Genomic DNA, 26,505 nt, shown 5'->3' on the forward strand with positions numbered 1-26,505 from the left:
ATGGTCGGCGCCGGCCTGAAATCAGTCCACAACAGACTTTTCGGCGCGGTTTCGCCCGTCGCCACCACCGGAATGGAGAGCGAAATGAGTGAGCACCGCACGGTCGAGGAGCGCAATCGCGCCATCGTGCAGCAGGCCTACGAGCTGACGGCCCGGGACGACCTCGAGGCCCTGTTCGAGGTGCGGGACCGGAACTACCGGGTGACCCTGCCGGACGGGTTCCCGGTTCCGGGCTCCTGGACGGGGGAGGACGCCAACGCCGCGAGGCTGGAGATCTTCGGCACCCTGGGCGCCGACGGGATCAAGTACCACGAGATCATCGCCGACGGGCCGAACCGCGTCGTCGCGCTGTGCGAGCCGACCGGACTCGACGGCGAGGGCAAGCGGTGGTCGATGCTCCTCGCGGAGTTCTTCTGGATCGAGGACGGCAAGATCACCGACATCCGGCCCTTCTGGTGGGACGTCGTCGAGTTGCGGCGCGTCGCGGAATCCCGGAAGGCGGCACGGAGCTAGCGCGGGCGCCGCGGAAACGCCGTCCGCTCGCATCGCCCGGGGGCCGCCGTGACGCGGCCCCCGGCCCTTGTCGATCCTTTGTGGACACACGGTCCGGGACGGCTGCCCCGGACCGTGTGCGCCGCGCTAGTGCATCACCGCACCGCCGTTGACGGCCAGCGTCTGTCCGGTCACGTAGGACGCCATGGGCGACAACAGGAACTCGACCGCGTCGGCGACGTCCGAGGCCTCCCCTTGGCGGCCCAGCGGAATCGTGGCGGCGGCCTCGTCGCTGACGATCCCCGTGCGGCTCGACTGCGCGACGACGCGCGCCGTGCGGATCACGCCCGGGGCCACGCAGTTGACGCGGATCCCGTCCGGCCCGACCTCCGCCGCGAGATAGCGGGTGTACTGCACGATGGCCGCCTTGGCGGACCCGTACCCGGCCAGGTAGCCACCGGCCCGGACGCTGAGCGCGGTGCCGCTCGCGACCGTCACGATCGCGCCGCCGCCGGCTGAACGCATCAACGGCACCGCCGCGCGGCAGCAGTTGACAGCCGTGCGCACGTTCGCGTCGAGCAGCGCGGTCAGGTCCTCGTCCGGAACGACGCTGGCCCGGCTCCTGTCGTACGGCGTGATCGCGCCACCCGCCGTCGTGACGAGCAGGTCCACCCGCCCCCATTCCGCGGACGCCGCGTGGACGGCGTCGGCGGCCTGCTCCGGCGAAGCCAGGTCGGCTTGCAGGGCCAGGCCGGCCCCGGCCCGGGCGATGAGCTCCTCCGCGACCGACGACGCGGTGAGGCTCTCGCCGTACTCGGCTGCCGCGGCCAAGTCTCGGTCGACGACGGCGACGCGCGCGCCGAGCTCCGCCAGGCGGAGGGCGCAGGCTCGGCCGATCCCGCGCGCTCCGCCCGTCACCACGGCGACCGCGTCCCGAAAACCCTCTGCAGCAGTATGCATTCGACCTCCATGTGAACTTCGCCGGTCACCACCGCCGGACAAGTCGACGAGGCGGCCCGGCTGCGTCAGGTCGGCTTACCCGGCCTCACGCCGCGGCCGCAACGAAACCGTTCCGCGCCATGGAAATCGGTGCCGCGGGGTTCACAGCTCGTTCGAGATCAGCGCTGCCGCGGCGGTGCTGATCTCGACGTGTTCGGCCGCCGAGCGGCCGGCCCCGCGGCAGTCGACCGTCAGGTGCGTCGGCGCGGCCGCACGGATGTGCGCGAGCTTCGCCCGCAGCGTCGCGTCGTCGTCCCCGGCACCGACCACGAGCGTGGCCTGGATCCCCAGCGAAGCCGGATCACGGTCCGCCCGCTCGGCGCACTCCCGCAGCGCGGACACGGCCGGAGCGAGCTGCTCCGGCGCCAGTTGCGGTGCGGTGATCCAGCCGTCGCCGAGTGCCACGACGCGGCGGCGGACTCGTTCGCGCGCCCACTCGGTCTTGCCGAGCCCGCCGCCGAGCCAGAGGGGGATCGGCTCGGGAGGCAGCGGAGCGACGCCGACCGCGTCCAGCCGGTGGTAGCGGCCGTCGAAGGACACCGCGCGGCGCGACCACAACAGCCTGAGCACGGCGATCTGCTCCTCCATTCGCTCGGCGCGAGTGCCGAACGTGGCGCCGAGGGCTTCGAACTCCACGGCGTTCCAGCCGACGCCGACCCCCAGCCGCACCCCGCCACGGCTGAGCAGCGCCAGCTCCGCCGTCTGCTTCGCCACCACCGCGGTCTGGCGCTGGGGCAGGACCACCACACTGGGCACCAGCTCCAAGGTGGTGAGTGCCGACACGTGTCCCAAGTGGACGAACACCTCGCGAAACGGGTCCGCGGCGGTGTAGCGGCCGGTCCAGCCGGGCCGGTGCGTGGTGTCCGCGCCGACGACGTGGTCGGCCAGCGTGAGGTACCGGTACCCGGCGTCCTGCGCGGCGGTCACCAGCGCCCGGCGATCGCCCGGGACGTCGTGGGGCAGGGCTAGGCCGATCCGCACCGGCGCGGTGGGGGACATGTCAGGAACCTCCGAGGCAGATCTGGTCGGGTTTGCGGCGGAACCGAGCGTTCAGCCCGGCGGCGTCGGTCGCAACACCGCGTTTCCACGCCGCGGAAGCGCAACGTCGACAAGGCAGCGCACGACGTCTGAAGCTGGCGAGCACCACAACCCGTGATCCCGAGGTGATCAGACATGACACAGGCATCGGCACCGATCCCCGGCCCCGGACACCAGGACCTCCGCCGCGCGTTCGCGGCGTTCCCGTCCGGGGTGACCGCGGTGTGCGCGTTCGTCGACGGCGCGCCCGCGGGCATCGCCGCGAGCTCGTTCACGTCCGTTTCCCTCGATCCGCCGCTCGTCAGCGTCGCACTCGGCGCGCGGTCACGGACGTGGGCGCGGCTGCGCGAGGCCACGCACCTCGGCATCAGCGTCCTGGCCGAGGAACACGCCGAGTACTGCCGCGTGCTCGCCGGGCCGGGCGAGCGCTTCGCCGAGGTCGACTGGACGGCCACGCCCGAGGGGGCCGTGCACATCGGTGGCTCCGCGCTCACGCTCACGTGCTCGATCGCGGACCTGACGGCGGCCGGTGACCACGAGGTCGCCTTCCTGCTCGTGGAGGACATCCACCAGCCCGACGGTGTCGAACCGCTGCTGTTCCACGGCAGCAGGTTCCGCCGCGTCGCCGACCGCGTGGCGGTTTGACCGCGCATCCGAGGAGCGGCACGGAAAATGCCGACGAACGAGTCACCCGCGAGCGACGACCTCCGGCACGCCAGGACGTTCCTGTTCGTGCCGGGGCACCGTCCGGAACGGTTCGCGAAGGCGGCCGCGGCCGGCGCGGACGTCGTGGTCGTGGATCTGGAAGACGCGGTCGCGCCGGCGCAGAAGGCCGAAGCCCGGGAAAACGCCCGGGCGTGGCTGGCCGAGGGGCACCGGGCGGTCGTCCGGCTGAACGCGCCCGGGACTTCCTGGTATGAAGCCGATCTGGCGGCCGTCGGCCCGCACGCGGCGGGCGTGTTGGTGCCGAAAGCGGAAGACCCGGCCACGCTCGCCGCGGTCGCCGCCGCCCTGCCGGCAGGCAGCGGCGTGGTGCCGCTGCTGGAGACCGCGGCGGGCATCGCGAACGCGATCGCCCTGTGCGCGTGTCCGTCGGTCGTCCGTCCGGCGTTCGGCAGCGTCGACCTCGCCGCACAGCTCGGCGTCGACCACCGCTCGCACGAGGCCCTGCGCTACGCCCGGTCCACCGTGGTGCTGGCCGCCGCCGTCGCCGGCCGCGGTGCCCCGGTCGACGGCGTCACGACCGCGTTGGCCAACGAGGGCGCGCTGACCACCGACCTCGACCACGCGGTGCTGCTGGGCTTCACGGGGAAGCTGTGCATCCACCCACGGCAGGTGGAGCCGTCGAACCGGCGCTTCAGCCCGACGGATCGTGAAGTCGAGTGGGCTCGCGGGGTGCTGGCGGCGGACCGGGACGGTTCCGTGGCGGTGTACGACGGACAGATGATCGACCGCCCGGTGGTGCGGCGGGCACAGGCGATCCTGGCCCGCCGGTGAGTGCCGGCAGGGCCCGCGGTCCAGCGGCACACCTGGTGACGCGACTGCGCCACGCGGTGCCTTTCCGTATCGTGGAAGATCGTGGAAGCGTTGGGCCTTCCGGGTTAACATGGGCGACACGTGCGCGGGGCGCGCTCCGCCGCCGGTGGTCGTCCCGCAGCCCCAGTACCCGGAGGAGTGATGGCGCGGAAGCCCGGTGCCGAGCTCGGCAGCCACGTCGGTCGCGTGTTCGGCATCCTGGACCTGCTGGGCGGATCCGAGCCGCTCACGCTCAGCCAGGTGGCCCGCCGCGCCGAGCTGCCGGTTTCGACCACGCACCGGCTGCTGGGCGAGCTCGTGGCCTGGGGCGGGGTCGAACGCACCGAGTCCGGCAGCTACCGGCTGGGTGACAAGATCTGGCGCCTCGGCGCTTCCTCGTCCTGGGAACGGGAGCTGCGCCGCGCGGCGCTGCCGTTCGCCAACGAACTCGCCGGACGCACCGGCGCCGCCGTCGCGATCAGCACCATGATCGGCGACCGCCTGGTGTGCATCGACACCGTCCGGGGCAAGCTCGACAGCATCTATCTCGCGCACGCCGGCGACGAGATCCCGCTGTTCGCGACCAGCGCCGGCAAGCTGCTGATGTCCACTGTGGACCGGCCGGTGCTGGCCGAGGCGCTGCGCACGCGCCTGGAGCGGCGCACCCCGTACACGCAGGTCGTGCCGCGCCTCGTGCTCGCGCAGCTGGAGGCCGCGCGGCAGGCGGGGTTCGCCGTGTCCCGATCGGAGAGCACGGCGGGGCAGTCCTCGCTGTCGGTGCCCGTCGCGACCGGGATCGACCGCACGCCGATGGCGCTGACGGTCCTGGCGCCCGCGACCGACGTCAACCTCGCCCGCCTGGTTCCGACGCTGCGCCAGTACGCGTCGTCCATCTCCCGGTCGATCGCCGACGCCGGGTGAGCCCGCCGGCTCACCCGTAGACGGCCTTGACCTCCTGGAAGCCGGCCAGGGCCGCCGGGCCCAGCTCGCGGCCCAGGCCGCTGTCCTTCATCCCGCCGAAGGGCGCACCCGGGTCGACGCGGTACCCGTTGATCCCGATCGTCCCGGTTCGCACGCGCCGGGCCACGCCGTGGCCGCGTTCGGGATCGGCGGTCCACACGCTGCCGCCGAGGCCATACGGGCTGTCGTTCGCGATCCGGACGGCATCGTCGTCGTCCGCGTAGGGCAGCACGGTCAGCACGGGACCGAAGATCTCCTCGCGGGCCACCACGCTGTCGCGGTCCAGCCCGGTGAACACGGTCGGCTCCAGGTACCAGCCGGTGGGCTGCCCGGCCGGTCGGCCGCCGCCGGTCACGAGGGTGCCTCCGTCGGCTCGTCCGCGCTCGATGAACCCCTCGACGCGGTCGCGGTGTGCCGCGGTCACGAGCGGACCCAGCTGCGTCGCGGGGTCCAGCGGGTCACCGATCTCGAGCGATGACACGAAAGCGGCGAGGTATTCGGTGATCTCGTCGTGGCGGCCGCGCGGCACGAGGACGCGGGTGCCGAGGTAGCACGTCTGGCCGGTGTGGCCGAGCAGCGCGGACGCGAGCCGTACGTTCAGGCCGGGCGCGGTGAGGTCGACGTCGTCGAGGAACACCGCGGCGGACTTGCCGCCCAGCTCCAGCGTGGCCGGGCGCAGCAGCCGCCCGCAGACCTCGGCGATCGCGCGCCCGGTCGCGGTCGACCCGGTGAACGCGATCTTGTCCACCTCGGGGTGCGCGACCAGGTACCGGCTTGTGTCACGGCCGGCCGGGAGCACGTTCAGCACCCCCGGCGGTAGTCCGGCGTCGGCCGCCGCTTCGGCGAGGAGGTTCGCGTCCAGCACGGTTTCCGGCGAAGGCTTGATCACCACGGTGCAGCCCGCCGCCAGCGCGGGCGCGTACTTGAACGACGCCAGTGACTGCGGCGCGTTCCAGGGCGTGATCGCGGCGACCACACCGAGCGCTTCGCGGAGCACCCAGGTCGTGCCGCCGCGCATGCTCGGCTGGGCGTGCTCGACGTTCGTGACGGCGGCGACGCCGGCGAAGTGCCGCAGCAGCCACACCGGCAGGTCCGCCTCTCCGGCCGCCGCCATCGTGATGGGCATGCCGTTCTGCGAGCTGACGCGCCGCGCCATTTCGTCCCGGCGCGTTTCCAAGGCGTCCGCCAGCTTCTCGAGCACTTCGGCCCGCTGCCGGCCGGTCCAGCGGGACCAGCCGAGCGGGTCGTCGAACGCCCGCCGGGCCGCGAACACCGCCCGGTCGGCATCGGCCTCGCCCGCGTCGGGCACGGACCCGAGAACCTCTTCGGTCGAGGCCGAGCGGACCGTGATGCGCTCGGCCGAACGCGGAGCCAGCCAGGCCCCGTCGAGGAACAGCGAGGAGTAGTCCATCGTCATGGAGCCAGTGAAGGGACACCGGTTTCCGCTGTCCACGCACCGCTTCCGCGCGATGGAAAGATCCTCTCGACCCGGTCGCCTCCCGTGCTCCAGAGTGATCCGACATCCACCGGCACGCGAAGAAGCGGAAAGGTCGTCGCATGGCTTTGGAATTCGGGATCTTCGATTCGTTCGACCTCGCCCGGGGCGGCGTGGGCGAGCTGCTCGACGATCGCCTGCGGTTCGCTCAAGAGGTCGAGCGGCTCGGCTTCGCCCACTACCACGTGACCGAGCACCACGGCACACCGTTGTCCGTCTGCCCGTCGCCCAACCTGTTCGTCGCGGCGCTGAGCCGGCTCACGAGCACGATGCGGCTCGGCACGCTGGTGAACGTGCTGCCCGCCTACGAGCCGTTCCGCCTGGCGGAGGAGATCGCGACGCTGGACCAGCTCACCCACGGCCGGCTGGACTTCGGCGTCGGTTCCGGCATCAGCCCGCTGGAACTCGGCATCCTGGGCGTGCGGGGTGACCAGGCACGCGAGATCTACCAGGAGACGCTGACCGCCGTCACGAACGCACTGCGCACCGGCCGGATGACGCACCAGGGCACGCTGCTGCGCGACTACGACGCGGCGCTGTCGGTGTTGCCGGTCCAGAGCCCGTACCCGCAGCTGTGGTACGCCTCCGGCAGCGCGGTCACCGCCGAGTGGGCCGCCGCCAACGGCATCAACTTCGTGACCCGGTGGGAGGACGGCGCGGTCGCCGAGGTGGGTACCACCTTCTGGACCGCGTGGGAGAAGCACCGGCACGACGAAGGCCGCCTCAACCCGATCACCGGGCAGCCCCGCTTCGGCATCTCCGGCCCCGTCGTCGTCGCCGGCAGCCGGGCCGAGGCGGAAGACGTCTTCGGCCGCGCCAACGAGCTGCACGAGGAGCGCCTCCTGCACCTGTGGCACGAACACGACGACCACCGGCTCGACGGCGTGTTCGGCACGGAGCGCGTGCTGGCCAAGGGCAACGGCATCATCGGCACCGCCGACTCGGTGCGCGACGAGATCGTGGCGCAGGTCGAGGCGTCCGCGGTGAACTACCTCGAGCTGAAGATCATCTTCGGCGACATCGGTCTCGACGCCGCCGTCGCGACCGCCCGCACGATCACGGGGCACGTCGCCCCGGCCGCCCGGGAGGCCGCGGACAGGGCGGCCCGCCGCCTCGGCCTCCGGGTCGAATGACAGCGGGCTCCCCATCGGGCTCGGCGCGCCGCGTACACGTCGAGTCGGGCGAGCTCGAAGGCACGGCCGAGGACGGGGTCGCCGCGTTTCTCGGTGTGCCGTATGCCGCGCCGCCGAGCGGGGCGGCGCGGTTCCGCCCGCCCGGGCCGGCGCGGCGCTGGCGGGGTGTGCGGCCGGCCGTGCAGTTCGGCGCGGCGGCTCCACAGCCCGGGAGTCTCCGTGCCCGCCTGATCCTGGGGCGGTCGGTGCCGTCCGGGGCCGACTGCCTGGTGCTGAACGTGTGGGCACCGGAGGGCGCTCGCCCGGGCGCGTTGCCCGTGCTGGTGTGGCTCCACGGCGGCGGCTTCACCAACGGCTCGGGCGACGTGCCCGCCCTGCGCGGCGCGGTGCTGGCCAAGGACGTCGACGCGGTCGTCGTCACGGTCAACTACCGGCTCGGCCCGCTCGGTTTCGCGTGGCATCCCGACCTGACCGGAGACCACGCGAACCTCGGCCTGCTCGACCAGCGGGCCGCGCTGGAGTGGGTGGGCCGCAACATCAGCGCGTTCGGCGGTGACCCCGGCCGGGTCACGCTGGCCGGTGACTCCGCTGGCGCGATGAGCGCCGCGATCCAGTCCGCGCTGCCCGGCGCGGGGGAGCGGATCTCCGCACTGGCCCTGCACAGCGGCCTGCCCCGCCTGGCCGAGCCGGACGCGGCCGCCGACGGGGTCGAGCGCCTGGCGGCCTGGCTGGGCGTGCCGGTGCGCGCGCTGGCCGAGGCCGGCAACGACGCGCTGATCACCGCCGCGGCCGCGATCGCCCCCGCGCACCGGTTCGGCCCGGTCGCGGCGGGCGAACTGGCGCGCGGCCTGCCCGCTCCCGGCGCGCTGCCGACGCTGCTCGGCACCACCGGTGACGAGGGCACGTTCTTCCTGCTCGACGAGCGTTCCCCGCGCGAGCTCTCCGATGCCGAGGCGCGCACCCTGGCCGAGGCGCTGCTCCCCGGCGACGCCGCAGCCCGGTACGAGGCCGCGGCCCGGGCGCTGCCGCCCGAGCGAGCACTCGGCTCACGCTGGGCCGTGGCCGCCGCGGCCACCGTGGCCCTGTTCGACGAACCGGCCGACGAGTGGGCCGCCACCGCGCCCGGGCCCGTGTGGCGCACGCAATACTGCCGGCCGGCGACGCTGTGGGATGGCTGGCTCGGCGCCACCCACACGCTCGACGTGCCGGTGCTGTTCGGTACCCACCGGAGTCCCGAGCCGGCCCGGCTGTTCGACGGTGACGACGGGGTCGAGCAGGTCTCCGCCCGCTTGCGCCGCGACTACCGCTCATTCCTGCACCGAGGCGTGCTCGACTGGCCACAGTGGGCGCCCGGTGCCCCTGTCGTGCGAAAGGTGTCCTGAATGGACCTGAAGAACCTGCCGCTGTCCGGTGTCACCGTGGTCTCTCTGGAACAGGCGGTGGCCGCGCCGTTCGCCACGCGCCAGCTCGCCGACCTCGGCGCCCGGGTGATCAAAGTGGAACGGCCCGGCGCCGGCGACTTCGCCCGTGACTACGACCGCACCGTGCACGGCCAGGCCAGCTACTTCGTCTGGCTCAACCGCGGCAAGGAGAGCGTGGAGCTCGACATCAAGGCACCCGCCGATCGCGCGCTGCTGGACGCCGTGATCGCGAAGGCGGACGTGTTCCTGCACAACCTCGCGCCCGGTGCCGTGGACCGTCTCGGCCTCGACGCCGAGACGGTGCGCGCCCGCCACCCGCGCCTGATCACCTGCGCCATCTCCGGGTACGGCACGGCCGGGCCGTACCGCCGGAAGAAGGCCTACGACCTGCTGGTGCAGTGCGAAACCGGCCTGGTCTCGGTGACGGGCACGCCGGACACGCCGGTGAAGGTCGGCGTCTCGATCGCCGACGTCGCCACCGGCATGTACGCCTACAGCGGGGTGCTGACCGCGCTGTACGAGCGTGAGCGGACCGGGGAAGGCAGCGCGCTGGACATCGCGATGCTGGACGCCCTCGGCGAGTGGGTCGCGCAGCCGTACTACTACTCGGTGTACGGGCAGCGCGCGGCCGAGCGCACCGGCGCGCGGCACGCGTCGATCGCGCCCTACGGCCCCTACCCGGCGGGCGACGGCGGCACGGTGTTCCTCGGCCTGCAGAACGACCGGGAGTGGGCCGTGCTGTGCGAGCGCGTGCTCAACCGTCCCGACCTGACCGGCGACCCGCGGTTCGCGCACAACCCCGACCGGGTGGCGCACAACGACGAGCTGACCCCGATCGTCGAAGCCGCGTTCGGGAAGCTGACCGCGGACGAGCTCGTGGCGCTGCTGGACGAGGTCGGCATCGCCAACGCGCGGCTGCGCACACCGGCCGAGTTCGCCGAGCACCCGCAGCACGAGGCCCGCGGCCGCTGGCGCGAAGTGGACACCCCGAACGGGCCGATCCGCGCGCTGCTGCCGCCCGTCACCGTGGCCGGCCGGGAGCCGGCGATGGGGCCGGTGCCGGCATTGGGCGCGCACACCGACGCCGTGCGGGCCGAGTTCCTGGGCGCGCGGGCCGGACAGGAGGAGACGTGGTGAACGAGCAAACCGTCGCCGGACGGGAAACGGCCGAGCACGTGGTGCGGACCGAGGTCCTCACCGGCGGGCCAGCCCACGCGCTGGCCGGCCTGATCGAGGTTCCCGAGCCCGCGCCCGGCTCAGGACTGCCACCGCTGTGGCACTGGGTGTACCTCCTGGACCGCCCGCCGCGCTCCGCGCAGGGCCCCGACGGCCACCCGGTCACCGGCGTGCCCCGTCCGCCGGGACCAGGCCGCCGCCGGATGTGGGCCGGCGGGCGGGTGCGCCGGCTCGACCGGCTGCTCGTCGGCGAGGAGGCGACGCGCCGGACTTTCGTGCGCCGGTCTGTGGACAAGCAGGGCAGCACCGGTCCGCTGACCTTCGTCACCGTCGCGCACGAGATCAGCCAGGGCGGCCGCGTGGTCGTCGACGAGGAACAGGACCTCGTCTACCGCGCGGCGACCGCGGCCGGGCCCGGCGCACCCGAGTCCGCCGAGGTCGTGCCGCCGGAGGGCGAGGAGCGCCGGATCGTGGTCGATCCGGTGCTGTTGTTCCGCTACTCGGCGCTCACCTACAACGGCCACCGCATCCACTACGACCGCGACTACGCCCGCGACGTCGAGGGTTACGCCGGGCTGGTCGTGCACGGTCCACTGCAGGCGTTGCTCATGGCGGAGGCCGCGCGCGCACGCCGGCCCGAGGTGACGGCGGTGGAGTTCGACTACCGCCTCGTCTCGCCCTTGATCGACCACCAGGGCCTGGTCGTCTCGGCCGTCGCGGGGGAGGACGGCGCGCTCGTGACCCGGGCGCGTGACGACTCCGGCCGCACCACCGCGACGGGCATCTGGCGACCGCTCGCGTCCGCCTGATCTCCGTGCGTGGCCCGGGCCGCCCGCCTTCGGCCTGGTTTCCACGCGGCGGAAAACCCTGGTCGACGCCGCCCCGGCCGGCCTTGATACTCAGCCCATCCGCGCAGCGAGGAGGCTCCGCATGTCGGTTCCCGATCCGATCCGCGTCATCGCCACGGGCGAGCTCATGCTCTGCATGGAGGATGACCCGGAGCCCTATTTCGAGCCCACGGCCCCTTACCTGCGTGCCGCGGACGCCGTCATCGGGCACCTGGAGTTCCTGCACACCACCGACCCGCAGCCCGCGTGGGACAACCGCTTGCCCGCGCCGCACCCCGACAAGCTGCGCGGCCTGCTCACCGGCAACGTCACCGCGGTCACCCTGGCCGGCAACCCCGCCTACACCTACGGCCCGCCCGGGGTCACCGACACCCTCGCCTGGCTGGACGAGCACGGCATCGCGCACACCGGCGCGGGTCACAACATCGACGAGGCGGTCGAACCCGCGATCCTCGAGCTGAACGGCACGACCGTCGGGCTGCTGTCCTACGACTGCATCGGGGTCGAGGCCAACGCCGCCACCCCGACCAAGCCCGGCGTCGCCTACGTCGACGTGATCACGCACTACGAACCGGGCCGGATCACCGCCGGCCCGCCCCAGATCTACACGTGGCCCGAACCGTGGAGCCTCGAGGCGATGCGCGAGGAGATCCGTGCGCTGCGCGGGAAATGCGACGTGGTGATGGTCGGGATCCACATGGGACTGGTGCATTTCGCGGCCGCGCGCAACGAGATCCGGCTGGCCGACTACGAGCCCGCGGTGGCGCGGGCCGCGATCGAGGCGGGCGCGGACGTGGTGCTGGGCAACCACGCGCACGTGCTCAAGGGCGTCGAGTTCTACCGGGGCAAGCCGATTTTCTACTGTCTCGGCAACTTCGTGACCGCGTTCCCGTGGGAGGCGCACTTCGCGTTCCGCCGTGAACCGCTGACCACCCGGATGCGCTCCCGGCTGCGTGAGCGGCCGGGGTCCGCCGCGGACCACATCGACCCGGCGTACCCGAACTACCCGTTCCCGCCGGAGTCCCGCAAGGCGATGCTGGCGACCATCGACCTCCGCGGCGGTGCCGTGTCGCGGCTCGGCCTCGTGCCGTGCCTGATCGACCCGCACGGGGTGCCCGTGCCCGTGTCCCGCGAAGCAGGCGGCGAGGACGTCGTGGGATACCTGCGCAAGGCCACCGAGGGAGCGGGCCTGAACGCGAAGTTCGACTGGGACGGCGACGAGGTCGTCATCACCGAGAGCTGATCCTGCTTCACCACCTCCGCCTGGCGCGCCTCGCGCCAGGCGACTTCGACGCGCTCGCGTCACGTGATCTTCGGCCACCACAAGGGAGAATCAACGATGATTACACCACCGCTGCCATCAGGTTCCGCGCCGCGTTCGCGGCTGCGCGGCTGGATCGTGGTGACCGTGCTCCTCATCTTCATGATCATCAACTTCGTGGACAAGTCGGTGCTGGGCGTGGCCGTCAAGCCGATGCTCGCCGATCTCCACCTGAACCTCGACCAGTACGGCTTGGCCTCGAGCGGGTTCTTCTTCCTGTACTTCGTCTCGGCCCTGGTCGTCGGATTCGCGGCGAACCGCCTGCGGGTGCGATGGATCCTTTTGACACTGGCGATCGTGTGGAGCCTCGCGCAGTTCTCGATGCTGACGGCGGCCGGGCTCGGGACCGTGCTGATCTCCCGGATCGTGCTGGGCGCGGCGGAGGGCCCGGCGTTTCCGTTGGCCAACCACGCGGCGTACAACTGGGTCCCCGACCAGGATCGCCCGGTGGCGAGCTCCATGCTCGCGGGCGGAGCGGCCGGCGGCATCCTGGTCGGCACGCCGCTCATCGCCTACCTGGTCTCCGCGCACGGCTGGCGGTCGGCGTTCCTGGTGACCGCGCTGATCACCGTCGCGTGGTGCGTCGTGTGGGCGTTCGTCGGCAAGGAGGGGCCGCTCGCCCGGCCGGTCGCGCGGCGCAGTGCCCCGAGAACGCGCGCGGAACGCCGGGCGCTGTGGGCGTCGTACCGCAAGGTGTTCCTGTCCGGCACGTTCCTCGCGACCGTGTTCGCCGGGTTCGCGGCCAACTGGGCCACCGTGCAGGACGGGGCCTACGCGCCGCTGTACCTGCAGGACGCGCTGGGCTTGTCGTTGGGGCAGGCGAGCGCGTTCGTCGCGGTGAAGCAGGGTTTCGCGGTCGTCGTGGTCTTCATCGGACTCGGCGCGCTCATGAAGGCGATGCTCCGCCGCGGTGTGCCGACCCGGCACGTGCGCGGCACGGTTTCCGGCGTGTGCCTGTTCGTCTCGGGCGTTTCGGAAGCGGCGTTCGTGCTTGTTCCGGGCGCGGCGGGGAAGCTGGTGTTCAGCTGCCTGAGCGTGCTGTCGCTGGTGATCTTCGCGGTGTCGCAGACGGTGTGCGCCGAGATCACGCCGATCGCCCAGCGAGCCGGCGTCCTCGGCGCGTACAGCGCGGTGTACTCGCTGGCCGGCGTGATCGCCCCGGCGCTCACCGGCCGGATCGCCTCGGCCCAGGGCGAAGTCGCGGGCCTGCAGACGTCGTGGCTGATCGTGGCGGCGCTCCTGGTGGTATCGGGCGTGCTGGCCATCGTTTTCATCCGTCCGGCTCGCGACGCTGCCCGCGTCGCCGCCCGGCTCGGCCACGCCGGGGGACTCCGGCCCGGCGTGGCCGAGCCCGCGGTGGTGGACTGAGGAAGACCCCCCGAGTTCGACGTCAGACGAGGAGGACCATGAAGCACGCCGGAGCGCATTTCGTGCTCGTGCACGGAGCTTGGTACCAGGCCTCGTGCTGGGCGAAGATCATCCCGCTGCTCGAAGCGGCGGGGCACACCGTGGACGCGGTGAACCTGCCCGGCCGCGACGGCCGCCGGCCGATCGAGACCGTGACGCTGGACGACTGCGTCGCGACCGTCCGGGCCCGCGTCGAGGCGGCCGGGCGGCCGGTGGTGCTGGTCGGGCACAGCATGGGCGGGCTCACCGTCGCCCAGGTCGCCGAGCAGGTGCCCGACCGGGTCGCGCAACTGGTCTTCCTGTGCGCGTTCGTACCGGGCGACGGCCAGCTCCTCGCCGACCTCACCGCACTGCCGGAGTTCCGGTCGTCGTCGGCCGCGCGCCACCAGCGCCGGGACGTCGCCAACGGCGTGTACACGCTACCGGCCGAGCACGCCACCGAGGTCCTGTTCGGCACGTGCGCGCCCGACGTCGCCCGCGAAGCGGTGGGCCGGCTGGTTGCGGAAAGCCTGGGAATCGGAGCCCAGCGGGTGTCGCTGACGCCCACCGCGTACGGCACAGTCCGCAGCGCCTACGTCGAAGCGCTGCGCGACGAAGCGATCCCGCTCGCGGCCCAGCGCGCGATGTACCGCGCCGCCGCGTGCCAAGAGATCGCCGCGATCGACTCCGACCACTCGCCGTTCCTGTCTCAGCCCGAGCGACTCGCGGACGTGCTCCACCGGCTGGCCGAACCGGCTGCCCGTACCGGGGAAGCCGGCGCCTGACCGCCCGGCATCGCCGGATCGTGCTGGGGAAGCCCCGTGAGCCCGGGAACGAGCGCCGCGGCGCGGAAGGTCGCGCAAGCACTCGGGCGCTTCACCGGCCCACGCGGGGGTGTCAGCGAGTGAGCAGGGGCCGGCCGAGCGGAAGTCCACGGCCGCCGGTTTCGGTGGACATGAGATCGGCGTAGAGGTAGACGGAAACGGCGACGAAGGCGAACACGACGGCGCCGCCGGCGCGGGTGAGGCCGGTGGCCCCGGTCATGGTGCCGGCGAGGAGCAGGGCTAGGGCGAGGTCCACCAGGCCGAGCAGGAGGGTGAAGCTCGACGGCAGGCGCAGGGTGACGAGCGTGAGCAGGACGATGGTGATCAACCAGGACAACAGCCAGGTGACCTGGGCGTCGGTGGCGGAAACGACGGAGGTGCCGAACCAACCGTGGGCCAGGCCCAGCGTGAGGGCGGCGTAGCTGGCGTAGAACCCGAAGAACACGGCGAACAAGCTGGCGGACGCGTTCTGCCCGAGGGCCGCGGCCCAGACGGTGGTGATCAACAGCCCGATGACCGTGCAGGTGCCGAGGATGGCGAGCGTGGCGCCGGAGGCACCGCCGGGCATCGCGCCGATGTTGATGAGGCCGAGGCCGACGGCGCCCGCGATGACGGTGGGGATGCCCACGACTCCCGGGTTACCCGCCAGCGGATTGGCCGTTGGGGCTTCCGGGTCCGTGGATTTTCCGGTGGCGCCCGCAACGCGGCCTTGTGCGTGCTCGGACATGACGGTCATCGCGGTGCTCCTTCGTGGTGCGGATATGGTGCGGATCAGATCGGGACGTCGAGAAAGATGGAGCCCGATACCGCCGGAAGGGCGTCACGGTCGTGCGCGGTTGTATTGGACCGGCGTCCGGACCTCGCCCCCGAGCTCGGTCGCGGCTCGGCGCGCCCAGTACGGGTCGCGCAGCAGCTCGCGGGCCAGCAGAACCGCGTCGGCCCTGCCCGAGGTGATGATCTCCTGCGCCTGCGCGGGCTGGGTGATCAATCCGACGGCGGCGACCGGCATCCCGGCCTCGGCGCGGACGCGCTCGGCGAACGGCACCTGGTAACCAGGACCCCGGACGATCTTCGCATCGGGCACGTTGGCGCCGGTGGACACGTCCATCAGGTCGACGCCGTGCGCCGGCAGCTCCTTGGCGAAGCGGACGGTGTCGTCGGCGGTCCAGCCCTCGCGGTCGTCGTCGGGGTTTTCGGTGAGCCAGTCCGTGGCGGAGATGCGGAAGAACACCGGCAGGTCCTCCGGCCACACCCGCCGGACGGCGTCGACGACCTCCCGGGCGAACCGCGTCCGGCCCTCGAACGAACCACCGTATTCATCGGTGCGGTGGTTGCTGTACGGCGAGAGGAACTGGTGGATCAGATAACCGTGCGCGCCCTGGATCTCCACGACCTCGAACCCGGCTTCCAGGGCACGTTCCGCAGCCGCCGCGAACTCCTGGACGATCTCGCCGATCCGCGCCCGGGTCAGCGCCTGCGGGACGGTCGAGGAATCGCTGAACGGGATCGCACTGGGACCGACCGGCGTCCAGCCGTGCGGTTCGCCCGGTGCGAGGCGGCGGCCGCCGTCGACCCAGGGGCGCTCCACACAGGCCTTCCGGCCCGCGTGCGCCAGCTGGATTCCGGCGGTCGTGCCCTGGGACTTCAGGAACGTTGTGATACGGCGAAAGCCGTCGACCTGCGTGCGGTTCCAGATACCGAGGTCGTGCGGGCTGATCCGGCCCTCCGGGCTGACCGCCGTACCCTCGGTGAGGATCAATCCGGTACCACCCGCGGCGCGCGCGGCGAGGTGGGCGAAGTGCCAATCCGTCGGAACACCGACTTGCTCGCCGTCGGGCGCCGCGCTGTACTGGCACATCGCCGACATCCAGATCCGGTTCGGGATCGTCAGCGACCGCAGCCGGTACGGGGTGAAGAGCGTGTTCAACCTCGACTCCTTTGTGGACTTCGGGTTCGGGTCGGGGGTCCGGAACCGCCTAGAGATCCAGTGTCAGATGTGCCGTCTTCGCTCGGGAAACACAGATCATCATCACGTTGTTCTCGGCGCGTTCCTCGTCGGTCAGGAGCATGTCGCGATGGTCGGGGACGCCCTCGAGGACAGCGGTCTCGCAGGAGCCGCAGACGCCCTCCTCGCACTGGGAAACCTGCCGGACACCCGCGTCGCGAAGAGCGACCAGAATGCTTTCACCGGCGGGAACGGTCCGCCGGACGCCCGACCTCGCGCACCTGACCTCGAACGCCGCGTCCTGAGACGTGTCGATGTCGTCGGCGGCGAACCGTTCCGTCCGCACCGGAACGTGCGGCGGTGCGGCATTCTCGATCGCGCCCAGCAGACGGGAGGGACCGCAGGCGTAGACGGAGGTGCCCGGGGACAGCCGCTGAAGCAGCCCTGGGACGTCGAGCCGCCGGGTCCCCGACGGATAGAGGGTCACGCGGTCGCCGTAGCGGGCGGTGAGCTCGGCGACGAAGGCCATGCTCTCGGCGCTGCGCCCCGCGTAGTGCAGTTCCCATTGCACGCCGCGGGAACGCGCCTCCTCGATCATGGCCCGGATCGGCGTGATCCCGATCCCGCCGGCGACGAACACCACCGGACCGCTGCCGGCGAATGCGAAGTGGTTCCGCAGGCCACTGATCCGAAGCGTCGCACCTTCGGCCACCTGGCTGTGCAACCAGGACGACCCGCCTCGCGACTCGGGCTCCCGCAGGACGGCGATGCGCAGAAAATCGGCGCCGGGCGGTCCGCACAGTGAGTACTGGCGAGTCAGTCCGGCTTGAGGAATGTCCACGTCGACGTGCGCGCCCGCCGACCACTGCGGCAGTGGCGTTCCCGCCGGTGGTGCGAGATCGAGCGTCATCACCGCATCGGCCACGCGTCGGCGGCGAACGACGCTGAATTCGCTCGGGAAGACGCCGGTGCCACCGGCAACTGTTTCGATGCTGGACGAGGAGAGCGGCACGAGCATCCTTTCAGGGAGAGAAGACGATTTACCGGTGTCCGCGGCGAGGTGCGGGCCGACGTCGCGGTTCGAGCCGCAAGGGCGGTCGACCGGGCGGGCGAGCGGGAGCACCGCTCGCCCGCCGGATCTCGCGACGGTCGGTTCAGGCCACGGCGGGCAGCGTGGCCTGCTCGCGATTCTCCTTCGCTGCCTTGCCGAGCAGGCTCATGGACACGAAGCTGATCACGCACAGGGTGACGGAGTATCCGGCCACGGCCATCCAGGATCCTGTCGCGGTCAGCAAAGCCTGCGCGATGAACGGCGCGAATCCGCCACCGAGGACCGCTGCGACCTGGTAGCTCAGCGAAATCCCGGTGTAGCGCACCTTGACGCTGAAGGTGGCGGCGAGGATCGAGGCGATCGGCGCGTACGCCGCGGCGTTGAAGGCGTTGCCGAGCATGCGCACGGCGAGGATCGCCGCGAAGGACCCGGTGTTGACGATCAGGTAGGTCGGGAAGGCGAGCAGCGCCAACCCGATGAGTCCGACGTAGAAAACCGCTCGGTTGCCGACCCGGTCGGCCACCCGCGCCGCCACGAAAGTCATTCCGGCGTTGACCGCCGAACCCATGATCGTCACCAGCAGCATCGACGAGGCCGGTACTCCGGCGTTCGTCGTGGCGTAGGACAGCAGGAACACCTGGCCGAGGTAGAAATCCGTGCTCGTCACGATCGTCAGGCCGATCGTCAGCGCGACCGAGCGGGGGTACCTGGTCAGCACCTGAAGCAGCGGCGGGCGTTGCGGCCGCTTGCTCTTGGCCGCGAACTCCGGGCTCTCGGGCACGCCCGAGCGCACGACGATCGCGATGGCCACCACCACGATGCTGAGCAAGAACGGGATTCGCCAGCCCCAGGAGAGAAGCGCCTGGCGGTCGAGTGCACCTTGGAGCACGAAGAACATCGCCGCCGAGAGGAGATAGGCGATGGGAACGGCCGCCTGGGTGAAGGCGCCGTAGAACGTGCGACGGTGCCGCGGTGCGTGCTCGATGGCCATCAGCGTGGCGCCGCCCCACTCGCCGCCGGCGGCGAAGCCCTGGAGCAGCCGGAGCAGCACGAGCAGTGAAGGCGCCCAGATCCCGATCGCCGCGTAGGACGGCAGGATGCCGATCGCGACGGTGGCGCCTCCCATGAGCAGGACCGTCGCCACGAGCATCGGGCGACGTCCGTACTTGTCGCCGAGGTGCCCGATGATCACCGCGCCGAGCGGGCGCATGACGAATCCCGCGCCGAAAGCGGCGAACGCGGTGAGCGTGCCCGTCGCCGGATCACTGCTCGGGAAGAAGACCTGGGAGAAGATCAGGGCGGCGGCCGTGCCGTAGATGAAGAAGTCGTACCATTCTATCGTCGTGCCGAGCATCGCCGCCGCGAGTACCCGCGCGGTGCTCACCTTTCTCTGGGGCAAAGTCGGATCTTTCGACTCGGCCGAAGCTTCGATCATGACCGTACCTCCGTTGGTGCGGTGGGATTCGAGGGTGAAAACAGGCTGCAGCTATTTCTCGTACCGGGTTTCGATCTGATCGCGGGCGCCGGAAGCGGCTTTGCTTCGGCATGCCGATGATTCGCTACGAGAGCGAAACAATTAAATGAAGTTCCGCGCGGGGAGTCGTCGATCCGTTCAGGACCGCAGCGACGGACGCGGAATCGGAATTTCCCGGTTGGTCTCCACCCGATGCCGCAGCCATTGCTCGCGCTGCCTTTCGAGCTGGTCATGGGCGTCGAGAGCGTCCCTGCTCTCGGCGACACACCCGGCCAGCTCCGGGTATTCGAGGCGGCAGACCCACTCGCCGCTTTCGGACTCGCGAGTGGACACGTCCATCATGTACGGAATGGACAGTGCGCGCTCGAGGGCGCCGTCGCCAGAGGTGCGGCCGGCGGCTTCGCTCGGCTCAGACACCGGCGGCCAGCGCGGGATCGGTCGTCGGCTTTTCGGTGCCGTCACGGAGTCCTTGCGTCGCGGTGAGCCAGTCGGCGCCGGTCGGCAGCACGACCCCGCCGGAGCGCTGCCGGTAGAGGTCGGGCTCGTTGGCACCGGGGGGAAGTTCGCCGCTGTCGACGAAGGTGCGCAGAGCTCGCAGGATCCTCCGCCGGACGCGGATGACCATCACGTCGGAGCTGCCGAGGTGTTCATGGCGGCGGTCCAGGACGCCTCCCATGCTCTCGGTCATCGCCCGGTCCTCGAGCGGCACGCTGTCGAGGCCGGTGAAGCTGCGCCCACTGCGCTGGGCGTCACGGTCGATGTCGTAGTCGTTGTCGAGCGTACGAGCGGAGCGGAACCGGCCGTGCCAGTCGGTGGTGTTCGGCAGGAGCTTGAGATTCTCGTACGTCTCGGCGCCGATCGCGAGATCGCTGGGCACCTCGTCCGCGGTGGCCAGGTAGACCATGGTGTGCTCGTCGTCGAGGGGCACCCGTGCGGTCACGGTCTTCGAGCTGCCGAGAAGCCCGGTGGGGATCATGGTGTAGAACGGGAACAGGTAGTGGGCGATGCGCCAGTAGGTCTCCTGATCGTTTCCGGCAGGTCGATACGCACCGTAGGACGAGCCGAATTCGGTGTCGACCACCTTGTACCTCGGGGCCCGGTCCTCCAGCATGTGGCGGAGGAAGGTGCCCTCGGGCGCGGCATCGTCGGCCAGGTGCCCCACGTGCAGAAATCCGAAGTGGCTCGTGTCGATGTCGCCTTCGAGAGCCTGGAGCCAGTTGCAGTTGATCTGGAAGACGTTCACCGCCTTCGTCGCACTCGGTCCGTCGTCGAAGAACTCCAATGCGGGCAGCGGCGGCGGCTCGGCCTGTGAGCCGAGGTAGGCCCACACGAGCCCGCCCCGTTCGACAACCGGCACGGACCTGGCTCGGACTTTGTCCTTGAAATTGCTCTCGGCCGGCTCGTTCGGCATGTCGAGGCACCGCCCCGAGACGTCGAACTTCCACCCGTGGTAGACGCACCTCAGGCCGCCCTCTTCGTTGCGCCCGAAGAACAACGAAGCGCCGCGATGCGGGCACTGCGCGGAAAGCATCCCCACGGATCCCGAACTGTCGCGGAACGCGATGAAGCGTTCGCCCAGAAGGAGAACGCGGACCGGGTCGCAGTCGGGCGCGGGCAACTCCGTGGACACCAGCGCGGGCATCCAGTACTCGCGCATCATCGACCCCATCGGGGTGCCCGGTCCGACCTTGGTGAGTAGCTCGTTGTCACTCGAGCTGAGCATCGCTTCTCCTCGACTTTGAGGCGCGCCGCGTACACGCAACGCACGAACGGAACCCCTGGTCCGACCCGGGGCAGGAACTCGAACATCGTTCAGCTTCGGTATTTACGCACTTGATCTCGACGCCTGTCAAGCACGTCTTTCGGCAGGTCTGCCCCCGGCAGGTCGACCGTCCGGGGCGGCGGCTGTAGCGTCAGGACGGTGTCGACAGCCCCTGAGAACTCGCCGGCGAGCCCCGCGAACGTTGCCCTCCCGCCTCAGGAACGAGGGCGGACGCGGCATGCCCGGATCGTGCGCGCCACGGCACTCTTGATCGATTCGGCGCCCTCCTCGGGGCGCCGGCCGCTGACGCTCCGCGGAATCGCCGAGGCCGCCGACGTACCCGTGGCGTCGATCTACCACTACTTCCCCGACGTGGACTCGATCGTCGCCGCCGTGGCCACCCAATACGGCAATGAACTCAGCTCCGCTGTCGAAGCCGGGGTGTCCCGCCCGACCGAATCCCCGAGTGCGCTGCTGGACACCATTTTCACCATCTATCGAGAGTTCTTCGCGGCGCGACCCGGCCTGCGCGAGCTTTGGTTCGACCGGAAAGCCTCGGAGAAGGTCGTCGAAATCCACCGCTACTTCCGCGCCGGCCTGGCCGAGATCCTGCGCTCGGGAATGCACGGGTATTCGACCGAGCCGCACGATCCGCTGGCTTATCAAACGTGGATCGAAATCACCGGAATCCTCTGGGAACTGGCTTTCCAGTCCGATCCCGAGGGGGACCCGCGCGTAGTCGCGGAGATTCGCGAAGTGTCCGAGCGCTTCCTTTGCAGGCGATTGGGTCTCGAATTTCCCCCGACTGACCGGGAAGGCCGGAAAGACCACGACCAGCCCGGCGCAAGCCTCTCGGCACCAGCGGGAGAGTCGGCGCCCCATGCCTGGGAGCTGCCACTTCCGCCACAGGCGCGAGGGCGGAAGAACAGGGCGCAGATCCTGTCGGCCGCGTCGGCGATCATCGATTCCCAGGGGCCGCACGGCCCGGACGTGAACGTCCGCGCCATCGCCAGCGCGGCCGGGACGTCACCCGGGTCGATGTATCGCTACTTCGAAGACCTCGATTCCCTGGTGGCCGCGGTCGCCGACACCTACATGCACGACCTCCTGGCAGTTCTCGACGAGGTGGAGGCCGCTTCCGAAGGACAGGACTTCGCCGCCTTCAACAAGCGCAAGATGGTTGCGTACCAAGCTTTCTTCGCGCGACGTCCGGGCCTGCGGGAGCTCTGGTTCGATCGCCACGCCTCCGAAAAGGTGCAGGAAATCCATGCCCACTATCGCCGCGTCCTCGCCGAGCGCAACCACCAGGCGATGTCCCACTACGCCCCCCGTCCTGGGGAACTGTTCGGCCACACGTTGCACATCGAGGTGACGGGTGCCCTGTGGGACCTGGCTTTCACACTGGATCCCGAAGGGCACCCGTACGTGATCGACGAGATCGAGGAACTCGGCATCGACTTCGTGCGGCGTCTTCGCGAAGGTTCGAGCTGACGAACCGACACGGATACGGGACGAAGCTTCAACGAAAGTCTGTACATCCGTCGCCGGCGGACCGCCGGGGCGACCCGGGCGAGTTCGGCCCGCTGTGGGCAGTGTTCTGCAGCGAACTCGTCAGCCACATCTGCGGTGAGAACCTCACCGTCGACGGGGCGTGCTCCAAGCGGTCCGGTCGGAGTGTTGCCACTTCGGTCACTGCCTGGAGATGCTCAGGCCGGCGCGTTCGTTTACGCCGCCGCGGCACGGATCGCGCCTCCCGCGGTGTAGATCTCGAACCGGGCCGATTCCGGTCGCGACGGCAAACCCCCGCGCAGTGGCGGCCGAGAGGAGTCGGCAACGCCTTGCCGACGGGCAATCACCTGCAGCCCCAACGCTCTGTCTTCGACCAGGACTCAGCGACCCCGATCGGCATCGGCGGCACCCCGATGACCGCCGCAGGGTTGAGCAGACTGCGCGGCTTCGGCCGCGGCGCCCGCGGCGGATTGCCGCGGCGCGCCGCGCGCTCGAAGCCCAGGACGGTCCGACCGTCCTGACGGCACACTCCTACGACGGCTCCTTGATCCTGGGCGTGGCGCGTTCGGACCGAGCTGATCCGGGCGGGATCGGAAGCCCGCGCGCCCGGTCAGTGGGGGAGGACGACCTGATCGGGCTCCAGCTCGTCCAGTGACCGGGCGCCCAGCAGTTGCAACGTACGCCGGGTCTCGGTCGCGAAGATCTCCAGTGCGCGGTCGACGCCGCGTTCTCCTCCGGCCATCAGTCCGTAGAGGTAGGCGCGGCCGACCATGACCCCGGTCGCCCCGAGGCCGACGGCGGCGACGAGGTCCGCGCCGCTGAGGACGCCGGTGTCGATCAGGACCTCCGCGCGCCGCCCCACGGCGGCGACGATCCCGGGCAGCAGTTGCAGGGGCAGCGGCGCGCGATCGAGCTGGCGCCCGCCGTGGTTCGACACGACGACGGCGTCGGCGCCCGCCTCCACGACGGCCTTCGCGTCTTCGACGTGCTGGATCCCCTTGACCACCAGGGATCCGTCCCAGGTCCCGCGCAGCCAGTGGAGGTCGTCGAGCACCGCGGCCGGGTCGAACATGTGGTTCACGAGGTCGCCGACCGTGCCTTCCCAGTGGCTCAGCGAGGCGAATTCCAGTGGCGCGGTCGTCAGCAGGTTCAGCCACCACGCGGGGTGCCGCGACATGTCGGCGAGCGTGCGGAAGCTGAGGCTGGGCGGGATGGTCATGCCGTTGCGGACGTCGCGCAGCCGGGCTCCGGCCACCGGGGTGTCGACGGTCAGCACGAGCGTGTCGTAGCCGTTGTCCCGGGCCCGGGCGATGAGCTCCTTGCCGGCGGCGCGATCACGCCACAGGTACAGCTGGAACCACCGCCGCCCCGTCCCCGACGCGGCCGCGACGTCCTCGATCGAGCTGGTGCCCATGGTGGACAGCGAATAGGGCACGCCGGCCCGCGCCGCGGCTCGCGCGACGGCGAGCTCACCCCGGTGGTGCATCATCCGCGTGAAGCCGGTCGGGGCCAGCACCAAGGGCAGGGAGGCGGCCGCGCCGAGGATGCGCCGGGTGGTGTCCACCGAGCTGACGTCTCGCAGCACTCGGGGCCGGAACCGGACTTCCTCGAACGTCCTGCGGGCGGCGGAGAGGCTGAGCTCGCCTTCCGCCGCGCCGTCGACGTAGTCGAAGACCGACCGCGGTGTCCGCGCGCGGGCCATGGCTCGCAGGTCGCTGATGGTGTGCGCCCGGTCCAGCCGCCGTTGCAAGCGATCACCCTGGGGGAGCCGTGGGTTGAGGAGCGGCTTCAGCTCCGACCACCGCGGACGACGCCTCGGCGTTCGTCCGGCTCGCACCGCGGGCGCCGACATGACCATTACAGACCTCCGGACTCCAGTGTCGCAATAGGCCGCAAGTTTGTGACACAATCTCGGCGAACGCAAGGCCTGCGGCGGGCAAATCCGCCGGGTTGCGTGCTCAGATGCCGAAAATGCGGGCGGCGTCGGTCTCCGCGCGCCGCAGCGCGGACACCAGTGCCGCGCGGCCCGCGAGCTCCAGGTCGTCCACGAGCGCCTGGATCGCGACGTCTCCGCCGACCATGACCTTGTCCAGGAGCTGCCGGTGCAGCAGCGCCAGGCGCGAGGCGTTGAACTCGGGGCGGATCACGGTGAGCAGGACCCGCACTTCGTCCTGGCAGCGACCGTAGGAGGTCAGCAGATGCGAGTTGTTCGCGGCTCGCACGATGGCCTCGTGGATGTCGCCGTGGGCTTCGGTCAGCTCGCGCCACGACGGAGGGTCCGCCTGCGCGGCAAGGCCTTCGAGCTTCTCCACGGCGTGCCGCATCGGCGAGAGATCGGCTCCGTTGGCCAGCGCCATGCGCAAGGCGCCCACCTCGAGCACGGTCCGGAAGTCGAAGATCTCGTCGATCCGCTGCTGCGTCAGCGCCGGAACGACCGCACCGCGGTTGCGTTCGTGGACCACGAGACCACGTTCGGCGAGCAGGCGCAGTGCGGCACGCACCGTGTGCCGGCCCACGTCGAAGCGGTCGGCGAGCAGTTCTTCTCGCAATCGGGTCCCCACCGGGTAGGCACCGTCGAACAGCTCGTCGCGCATCAGTGCCGCGACGCGCTCCGGTGCGGTGGCGCCGTCTCCTCCGCGCGACGCTCCAGATGACCTCGCCACGACCTCGCGTCCTCCCTCGCAGCCTGCCCCGACGTACATCAACAACACTACCGCAAAGATTTGTAGCTCAACTCGCGAGATTTTGTGCAACAATCTTTGCCGAGATAGGCCCACGAGGCCCCGACGAGAAGGTGGTCAGAGTTGACCGACTCACTGGACGACGGCCGGACAGCCGCGAGCAGGCGGCCGACGCGCACGCGAAACGTGGCTGCGGCGAGCTTCGCCGGCACGACGATCGAGTTCTACGACTTCTACGTGTACGGGACGGCCGCCGCGCTGGTGTTCCCGAAGGTCTTCTTCCCGGCGCTGGGTGCGACGGCGGGCGCGGTCGCCTCCTTCGCCACCTTCGGCGTCGCCTTCGTCGCCCGGCCGGTGGGGCCCTCGTGTTCGGGCACCTCGGAGATCGGATGGGCCGCAAGCGGACCCTGGTCGTCACGCTGCTGATGATGGGGCTGGCGACGCTCGCGGTCGGTGCGTTGCCCGGGGCCGAGACGTGGCACTCGGCCGCTCCCTGGGCGCTGGTCGCGTTGCGGCTCATCCAGGGCTTCGCGGTCGGCGGCGAGTGGGCGGGAGCGGCCTTGCTCGCCGCGGAGCACGCACCTGCTGGACGGCGCGGGTTCTTCGGGATGTTCGCCCAGCTCGGTGCTCCGATCGCGTTCATCTTCAGCAGTGTGACCTTCCTGCTCACCAGCGTCACGCTCGGGAACGACAGCCCGGAGTTCCTCTCGTGGGGCTGGCGCATCCCGTTCCTGCTCAGTGCCGTGCTCATCGCCGTGGGGCTCGTCGTCCGCCTGCGGGTCGACGAGACGCCCGTGTTCCGGGAAGTGGTGAGCCGGCAGCGGGTCCCGCGGGCGCCCCTGGTGGTGCTGCTGCGCACGCAGTGGCGGCAGGTGCTTCTGGGCGGCGGCGCGATCACCGGGGTGTTCACGCTCTTCTACATGGCTTCCGCGTACCTCACCAGCTACGGCACCGCGCAGCTGCACCACGGGCGGACGGTCGTGCTCGTGGCCGGGATCGTCGGCGGCGCCGCGATGGCGGCGACGACGGTCGGGTCCGCGGTGCTGTGCGACCGGTGGGGCCGCCGTCCGGTGATGCTCATCGGTTTCGGCGCGGCGGCAGTGTGGTCGGTGGTGCTGTTCCCGATCGTGGACAGCGGGTCGGCCTCGGCGTTCGCGATCGGGCTCGCCGGTACCTTCGCCGTGCTCGGCATCTCCTACGGGCCGATGGGCTCGCTGCTTCCGGAGACGTTCGACGCGCGGTGCCGTTACTCCGGCGCCGGACTCGCCTACAACCTCGGTGGGGTGCTGGGCGGCGCGATCCCGCCGCTCATCGCGGCACCGCTGGCGGGCGCGTTCGGCAGCATTTCGATCGGCGTCCTGATGGCGGCGCTGTCGGTCGTGAGCCTCGGGTGCGTCGTGGCCATTGCGGAGACGCGCAATGCCGACCTGCAGGTGGGCGACATCGTCCCGGTACCCGAGTCGGCGTGAAGTTCG

The 26,505-nt window shown here is 71.0% G+C and carries 25 protein-coding genes; 14 read left to right on the forward strand and 11 right to left on the reverse strand.

Annotated elements, in window-relative coordinates; translation table 11 throughout:
- Positions 1 to 84: 84 nt before the first annotated feature.
- Complete coding sequence (locus AB0878_RS45485; protein WP_366588896.1) at positions 85 to 513, forward strand: nuclear transport factor 2 family protein; 429 nt, start codon at positions 85 to 87, stop codon at positions 511 to 513.
- Positions 514 to 639: 126 nt separating this feature from the next.
- Here AB0878_RS45485 and AB0878_RS45490 read toward each other — a convergent pair whose 3' ends face one another.
- On the reverse strand, positions 640 to 1,452 hold the full coding sequence (locus AB0878_RS45490) for an SDR family NAD(P)-dependent oxidoreductase (RefSeq protein WP_366588898.1): 813 nt from the start codon (positions 1,450 to 1,452) through the stop codon (positions 640 to 642).
- Positions 1,453 to 1,593: 141 nt separating this feature from the next.
- Positions 1,594 to 2,490 carry a TIGR03619 family F420-dependent LLM class oxidoreductase gene (locus AB0878_RS45495; protein WP_366588901.1) on the reverse strand — a complete coding sequence of 299 codons (897 nt, stop codon included), beginning with the start codon at positions 2,488 to 2,490 and terminating at the stop codon, positions 1,594 to 1,596.
- A gap of 174 nt (positions 2,491 to 2,664) precedes the next feature.
- On the opposite strand from AB0878_RS45495, the gene AB0878_RS45500 reads away from it, so the two are divergent.
- The 3 genes from AB0878_RS45500 (at position 2,665) to AB0878_RS45510 (ending at position 4,965) form a co-directional block, all read left to right on the forward strand.
- The gene (locus AB0878_RS45500; RefSeq protein ID WP_366588903.1) at positions 2,665 to 3,174 is read left to right on the forward strand and encodes a flavin reductase family protein; all 510 of its coding nucleotides are present in this window, start codon (positions 2,665 to 2,667) and stop codon (positions 3,172 to 3,174) included.
- Between the two features lie 27 nt (positions 3,175 to 3,201).
- Positions 3,202 to 4,026 (forward strand): CoA ester lyase, encoded by an 825-nt coding sequence (locus AB0878_RS45505; RefSeq protein WP_366588906.1) that lies wholly within the window; start codon positions 3,202 to 3,204, stop codon positions 4,024 to 4,026.
- A 180-nt stretch (positions 4,027 to 4,206) separates the two neighbouring features.
- On the forward strand, positions 4,207 to 4,965 hold the full coding sequence (locus AB0878_RS45510) for an IclR family transcriptional regulator (RefSeq protein WP_366588908.1): 759 nt from the start codon (positions 4,207 to 4,209) through the stop codon (positions 4,963 to 4,965).
- A 10-nt stretch (positions 4,966 to 4,975) separates the two neighbouring features.
- Here AB0878_RS45510 and AB0878_RS45515 read toward each other — a convergent pair whose 3' ends face one another.
- Complete coding sequence (locus AB0878_RS45515; protein WP_366588911.1) at positions 4,976 to 6,421, reverse strand: aldehyde dehydrogenase; 1,446 nt, start codon at positions 6,419 to 6,421, stop codon at positions 4,976 to 4,978.
- A gap of 140 nt (positions 6,422 to 6,561) precedes the next feature.
- On the opposite strand from AB0878_RS45515, the gene AB0878_RS45520 reads away from it, so the two are divergent.
- From AB0878_RS45520 to AB0878_RS45550, 7 genes are all read left to right on the forward strand, one after another.
- Positions 6,562 to 7,632 carry an LLM class flavin-dependent oxidoreductase gene (locus tag AB0878_RS45520; RefSeq protein WP_366588913.1) on the forward strand — a complete coding sequence of 357 codons (1,071 nt, stop codon included), beginning with the start codon at positions 6,562 to 6,564 and terminating at the stop codon, positions 7,630 to 7,632.
- Positions 7,629 to 9,014, forward strand: coding sequence for a carboxylesterase family protein (locus tag AB0878_RS45525; RefSeq protein ID WP_366588916.1), 1,386 nt, complete (start codon positions 7,629 to 7,631; stop codon positions 9,012 to 9,014). Before AB0878_RS45520 ends, AB0878_RS45525 begins: the two co-directional genes overlap by 4 nt.
- Positions 9,015 to 10,190: a CaiB/BaiF CoA-transferase family protein gene (locus AB0878_RS45530; protein ID WP_366588918.1), complete on the forward strand. Its 1,176-nt coding sequence runs from the start codon at positions 9,015 to 9,017 to the stop codon at positions 10,188 to 10,190.
- Positions 10,187 to 11,038: a MaoC family dehydratase N-terminal domain-containing protein gene (locus AB0878_RS45535; RefSeq protein ID WP_366588922.1), complete on the forward strand. Its 852-nt coding sequence runs from the start codon at positions 10,187 to 10,189 to the stop codon at positions 11,036 to 11,038. Before AB0878_RS45530 ends, AB0878_RS45535 begins: the two co-directional genes overlap by 4 nt.
- A gap of 121 nt (positions 11,039 to 11,159) precedes the next feature.
- Positions 11,160 to 12,320 carry a CapA family protein gene (locus tag AB0878_RS45540; protein ID WP_366588925.1) on the forward strand — a complete coding sequence of 387 codons (1,161 nt, stop codon included), beginning with the start codon at positions 11,160 to 11,162 and terminating at the stop codon, positions 12,318 to 12,320.
- A gap of 96 nt (positions 12,321 to 12,416) precedes the next feature.
- Positions 12,417 to 13,766 (forward strand): MFS transporter, encoded by a 1,350-nt coding sequence (locus AB0878_RS45545; protein ID WP_366588928.1) that lies wholly within the window; start codon positions 12,417 to 12,419, stop codon positions 13,764 to 13,766.
- A gap of 38 nt (positions 13,767 to 13,804) precedes the next feature.
- Positions 13,805 to 14,569: an alpha/beta fold hydrolase gene (locus tag AB0878_RS45550; protein ID WP_366588930.1), complete on the forward strand. Its 765-nt coding sequence runs from the start codon at positions 13,805 to 13,807 to the stop codon at positions 14,567 to 14,569.
- Positions 14,570 to 14,681: 112 nt separating this feature from the next.
- Here the strand turns inward: AB0878_RS45550 and AB0878_RS45555 are convergent, their stop codons facing one another.
- The 6 genes from AB0878_RS45555 to AB0878_RS45580 form a co-directional block, all read right to left on the reverse strand.
- On the reverse strand, positions 14,682 to 15,344 hold the full coding sequence (locus tag AB0878_RS45555; RefSeq protein ID WP_366588932.1) for a GPR1/FUN34/YaaH family transporter: 663 nt from the start codon (positions 15,342 to 15,344) through the stop codon (positions 14,682 to 14,684).
- An 84-nt stretch (positions 15,345 to 15,428) separates the two neighbouring features.
- Complete coding sequence (locus AB0878_RS45560) at positions 15,429 to 16,535, reverse strand: NADH:flavin oxidoreductase/NADH oxidase (RefSeq protein ID WP_366588936.1); 1,107 nt, start codon at positions 16,533 to 16,535, stop codon at positions 15,429 to 15,431.
- Between the two features lie 49 nt (positions 16,536 to 16,584).
- A complete protein-coding gene (locus AB0878_RS45565) occupies positions 16,585 to 17,571 on the reverse strand; it encodes a PDR/VanB family oxidoreductase (protein ID WP_366588938.1) in 987 nt (328 codons plus the stop codon).
- 136 nt (positions 17,572 to 17,707) lie between these two features.
- Positions 17,708 to 19,039 (reverse strand): MFS transporter, encoded by a 1,332-nt coding sequence (locus AB0878_RS45570; protein WP_366588941.1) that lies wholly within the window; start codon positions 19,037 to 19,039, stop codon positions 17,708 to 17,710.
- 177 nt (positions 19,040 to 19,216) lie between these two features.
- On the reverse strand, positions 19,217 to 19,495 hold the full coding sequence (locus tag AB0878_RS45575; protein ID WP_366588943.1) for a hypothetical protein: 279 nt from the start codon (positions 19,493 to 19,495) through the stop codon (positions 19,217 to 19,219).
- Positions 19,488 to 20,801, reverse strand: coding sequence for a Rieske 2Fe-2S domain-containing protein (locus tag AB0878_RS45580; RefSeq protein WP_366588945.1), 1,314 nt, complete (start codon positions 20,799 to 20,801; stop codon positions 19,488 to 19,490). Before AB0878_RS45580 ends, AB0878_RS45575 begins: the two co-directional genes overlap by 8 nt.
- Positions 20,802 to 21,089: 288 nt before the next feature.
- On the opposite strand from AB0878_RS45580, the gene AB0878_RS45585 reads away from it, so the two are divergent.
- On the forward strand, positions 21,090 to 22,331 hold the full coding sequence (locus AB0878_RS45585) for a TetR/AcrR family transcriptional regulator (RefSeq protein ID WP_366588948.1): 1,242 nt from the start codon (positions 21,090 to 21,092) through the stop codon (positions 22,329 to 22,331).
- 628 nt (positions 22,332 to 22,959) lie between these two features.
- On the opposite strand, the gene AB0878_RS45590 is transcribed toward AB0878_RS45585, so the two are convergent.
- Positions 22,960 to 24,201, reverse strand: a complete 1,242-nt coding sequence (locus tag AB0878_RS45590) for an alpha-hydroxy acid oxidase (RefSeq protein WP_366588950.1) — start codon at positions 24,199 to 24,201, stop codon at positions 22,960 to 22,962.
- 106 nt (positions 24,202 to 24,307) lie between these two features.
- Positions 24,308 to 25,012, reverse strand: a complete 705-nt coding sequence (locus AB0878_RS45595) for a GntR family transcriptional regulator (RefSeq protein WP_366588953.1) — start codon at positions 25,010 to 25,012, stop codon at positions 24,308 to 24,310.
- Positions 25,013 to 25,153: 141 nt separating this feature from the next.
- Here AB0878_RS45595 and AB0878_RS45600 point away from each other — a divergent pair, with 141 nt between their 5' ends.
- Together AB0878_RS45600 and AB0878_RS45605 are read left to right on the forward strand one after the other, a co-directional pair.
- Complete coding sequence (locus AB0878_RS45600; protein ID WP_366588955.1) at positions 25,154 to 25,456, forward strand: hypothetical protein; 303 nt, start codon at positions 25,154 to 25,156, stop codon at positions 25,454 to 25,456.
- On the forward strand, positions 25,420 to 26,499 hold the full coding sequence (locus AB0878_RS45605; RefSeq protein ID WP_366588957.1) for an MFS transporter: 1,080 nt from the start codon (positions 25,420 to 25,422) through the stop codon (positions 26,497 to 26,499). The genes AB0878_RS45600 and AB0878_RS45605 overlap by 37 nt, the downstream gene beginning before the upstream one ends.
- Positions 26,500 to 26,505: the final 6 nt, after the last annotated feature.

The organism is Amycolatopsis sp. NPDC047767 (assembly GCF_040704195.1).
Classification (GTDB): domain Bacteria; phylum Actinomycetota; class Actinomycetes; order Mycobacteriales; family Pseudonocardiaceae; genus Amycolatopsis.

Coding starts and splice junctions, on each gene's coding strand:
- AB0878_RS45580 (WP_366588945.1), bottom strand. CDS start 20,801: ATGCTCAGCTCGAGTGACAACGAGCTACTCACCAAGGTCGGACCGGGC.
- AB0878_RS45545 (WP_366588928.1), top strand. CDS start 12,417: ATGATTACACCACCGCTGCCATCAGGTTCCGCGCCGCGTTCGCGGCTG.
- AB0878_RS45495 (WP_366588901.1), bottom strand. CDS start 2,490: ATGTCCCCCACCGCGCCGGTGCGGATCGGCCTAGCCCTGCCCCACGAC.
- AB0878_RS45505 (WP_366588906.1), top strand. CDS start 3,202: ATGCCGACGAACGAGTCACCCGCGAGCGACGACCTCCGGCACGCCAGG.
- AB0878_RS45510 (WP_366588908.1), top strand. CDS start 4,207: ATGGCGCGGAAGCCCGGTGCCGAGCTCGGCAGCCACGTCGGTCGCGTG.
- AB0878_RS45550 (WP_366588930.1), top strand. CDS start 13,805: ATGAAGCACGCCGGAGCGCATTTCGTGCTCGTGCACGGAGCTTGGTAC.
- AB0878_RS45525 (WP_366588916.1), top strand. CDS start 7,629: ATGACAGCGGGCTCCCCATCGGGCTCGGCGCGCCGCGTACACGTCGAG.
- AB0878_RS45590 (WP_366588950.1), bottom strand. CDS start 24,201: ATGTCGGCGCCCGCGGTGCGAGCCGGACGAACGCCGAGGCGTCGTCCG.
- AB0878_RS45570 (WP_366588941.1), bottom strand. CDS start 19,039: ATGATCGAAGCTTCGGCCGAGTCGAAAGATCCGACTTTGCCCCAGAGA.
- AB0878_RS45485 (WP_366588896.1), top strand. CDS start 85: ATGAGTGAGCACCGCACGGTCGAGGAGCGCAATCGCGCCATCGTGCAG.
- AB0878_RS45490 (WP_366588898.1), bottom strand. CDS start 1,452: ATGCATACTGCTGCAGAGGGTTTTCGGGACGCGGTCGCCGTGGTGACG.
- AB0878_RS45520 (WP_366588913.1), top strand. CDS start 6,562: ATGGCTTTGGAATTCGGGATCTTCGATTCGTTCGACCTCGCCCGGGGC.
- AB0878_RS45540 (WP_366588925.1), top strand. CDS start 11,160: ATGTCGGTTCCCGATCCGATCCGCGTCATCGCCACGGGCGAGCTCATG.
- AB0878_RS45530 (WP_366588918.1), top strand. CDS start 9,015: ATGGACCTGAAGAACCTGCCGCTGTCCGGTGTCACCGTGGTCTCTCTG.
- AB0878_RS45500 (WP_366588903.1), top strand. CDS start 2,665: ATGACACAGGCATCGGCACCGATCCCCGGCCCCGGACACCAGGACCTC.
- AB0878_RS45515 (WP_366588911.1), bottom strand. CDS start 6,421: ATGACGATGGACTACTCCTCGCTGTTCCTCGACGGGGCCTGGCTGGCT.
- AB0878_RS45605 (WP_366588957.1), top strand. CDS start 25,420: ATGGGCCGCAAGCGGACCCTGGTCGTCACGCTGCTGATGATGGGGCTG.
- AB0878_RS45565 (WP_366588938.1), bottom strand. CDS start 17,571: ATGCTCGTGCCGCTCTCCTCGTCCAGCATCGAAACAGTTGCCGGTGGC.
- AB0878_RS45555 (WP_366588932.1), bottom strand. CDS start 15,344: ATGACCGTCATGTCCGAGCACGCACAAGGCCGCGTTGCGGGCGCCACC.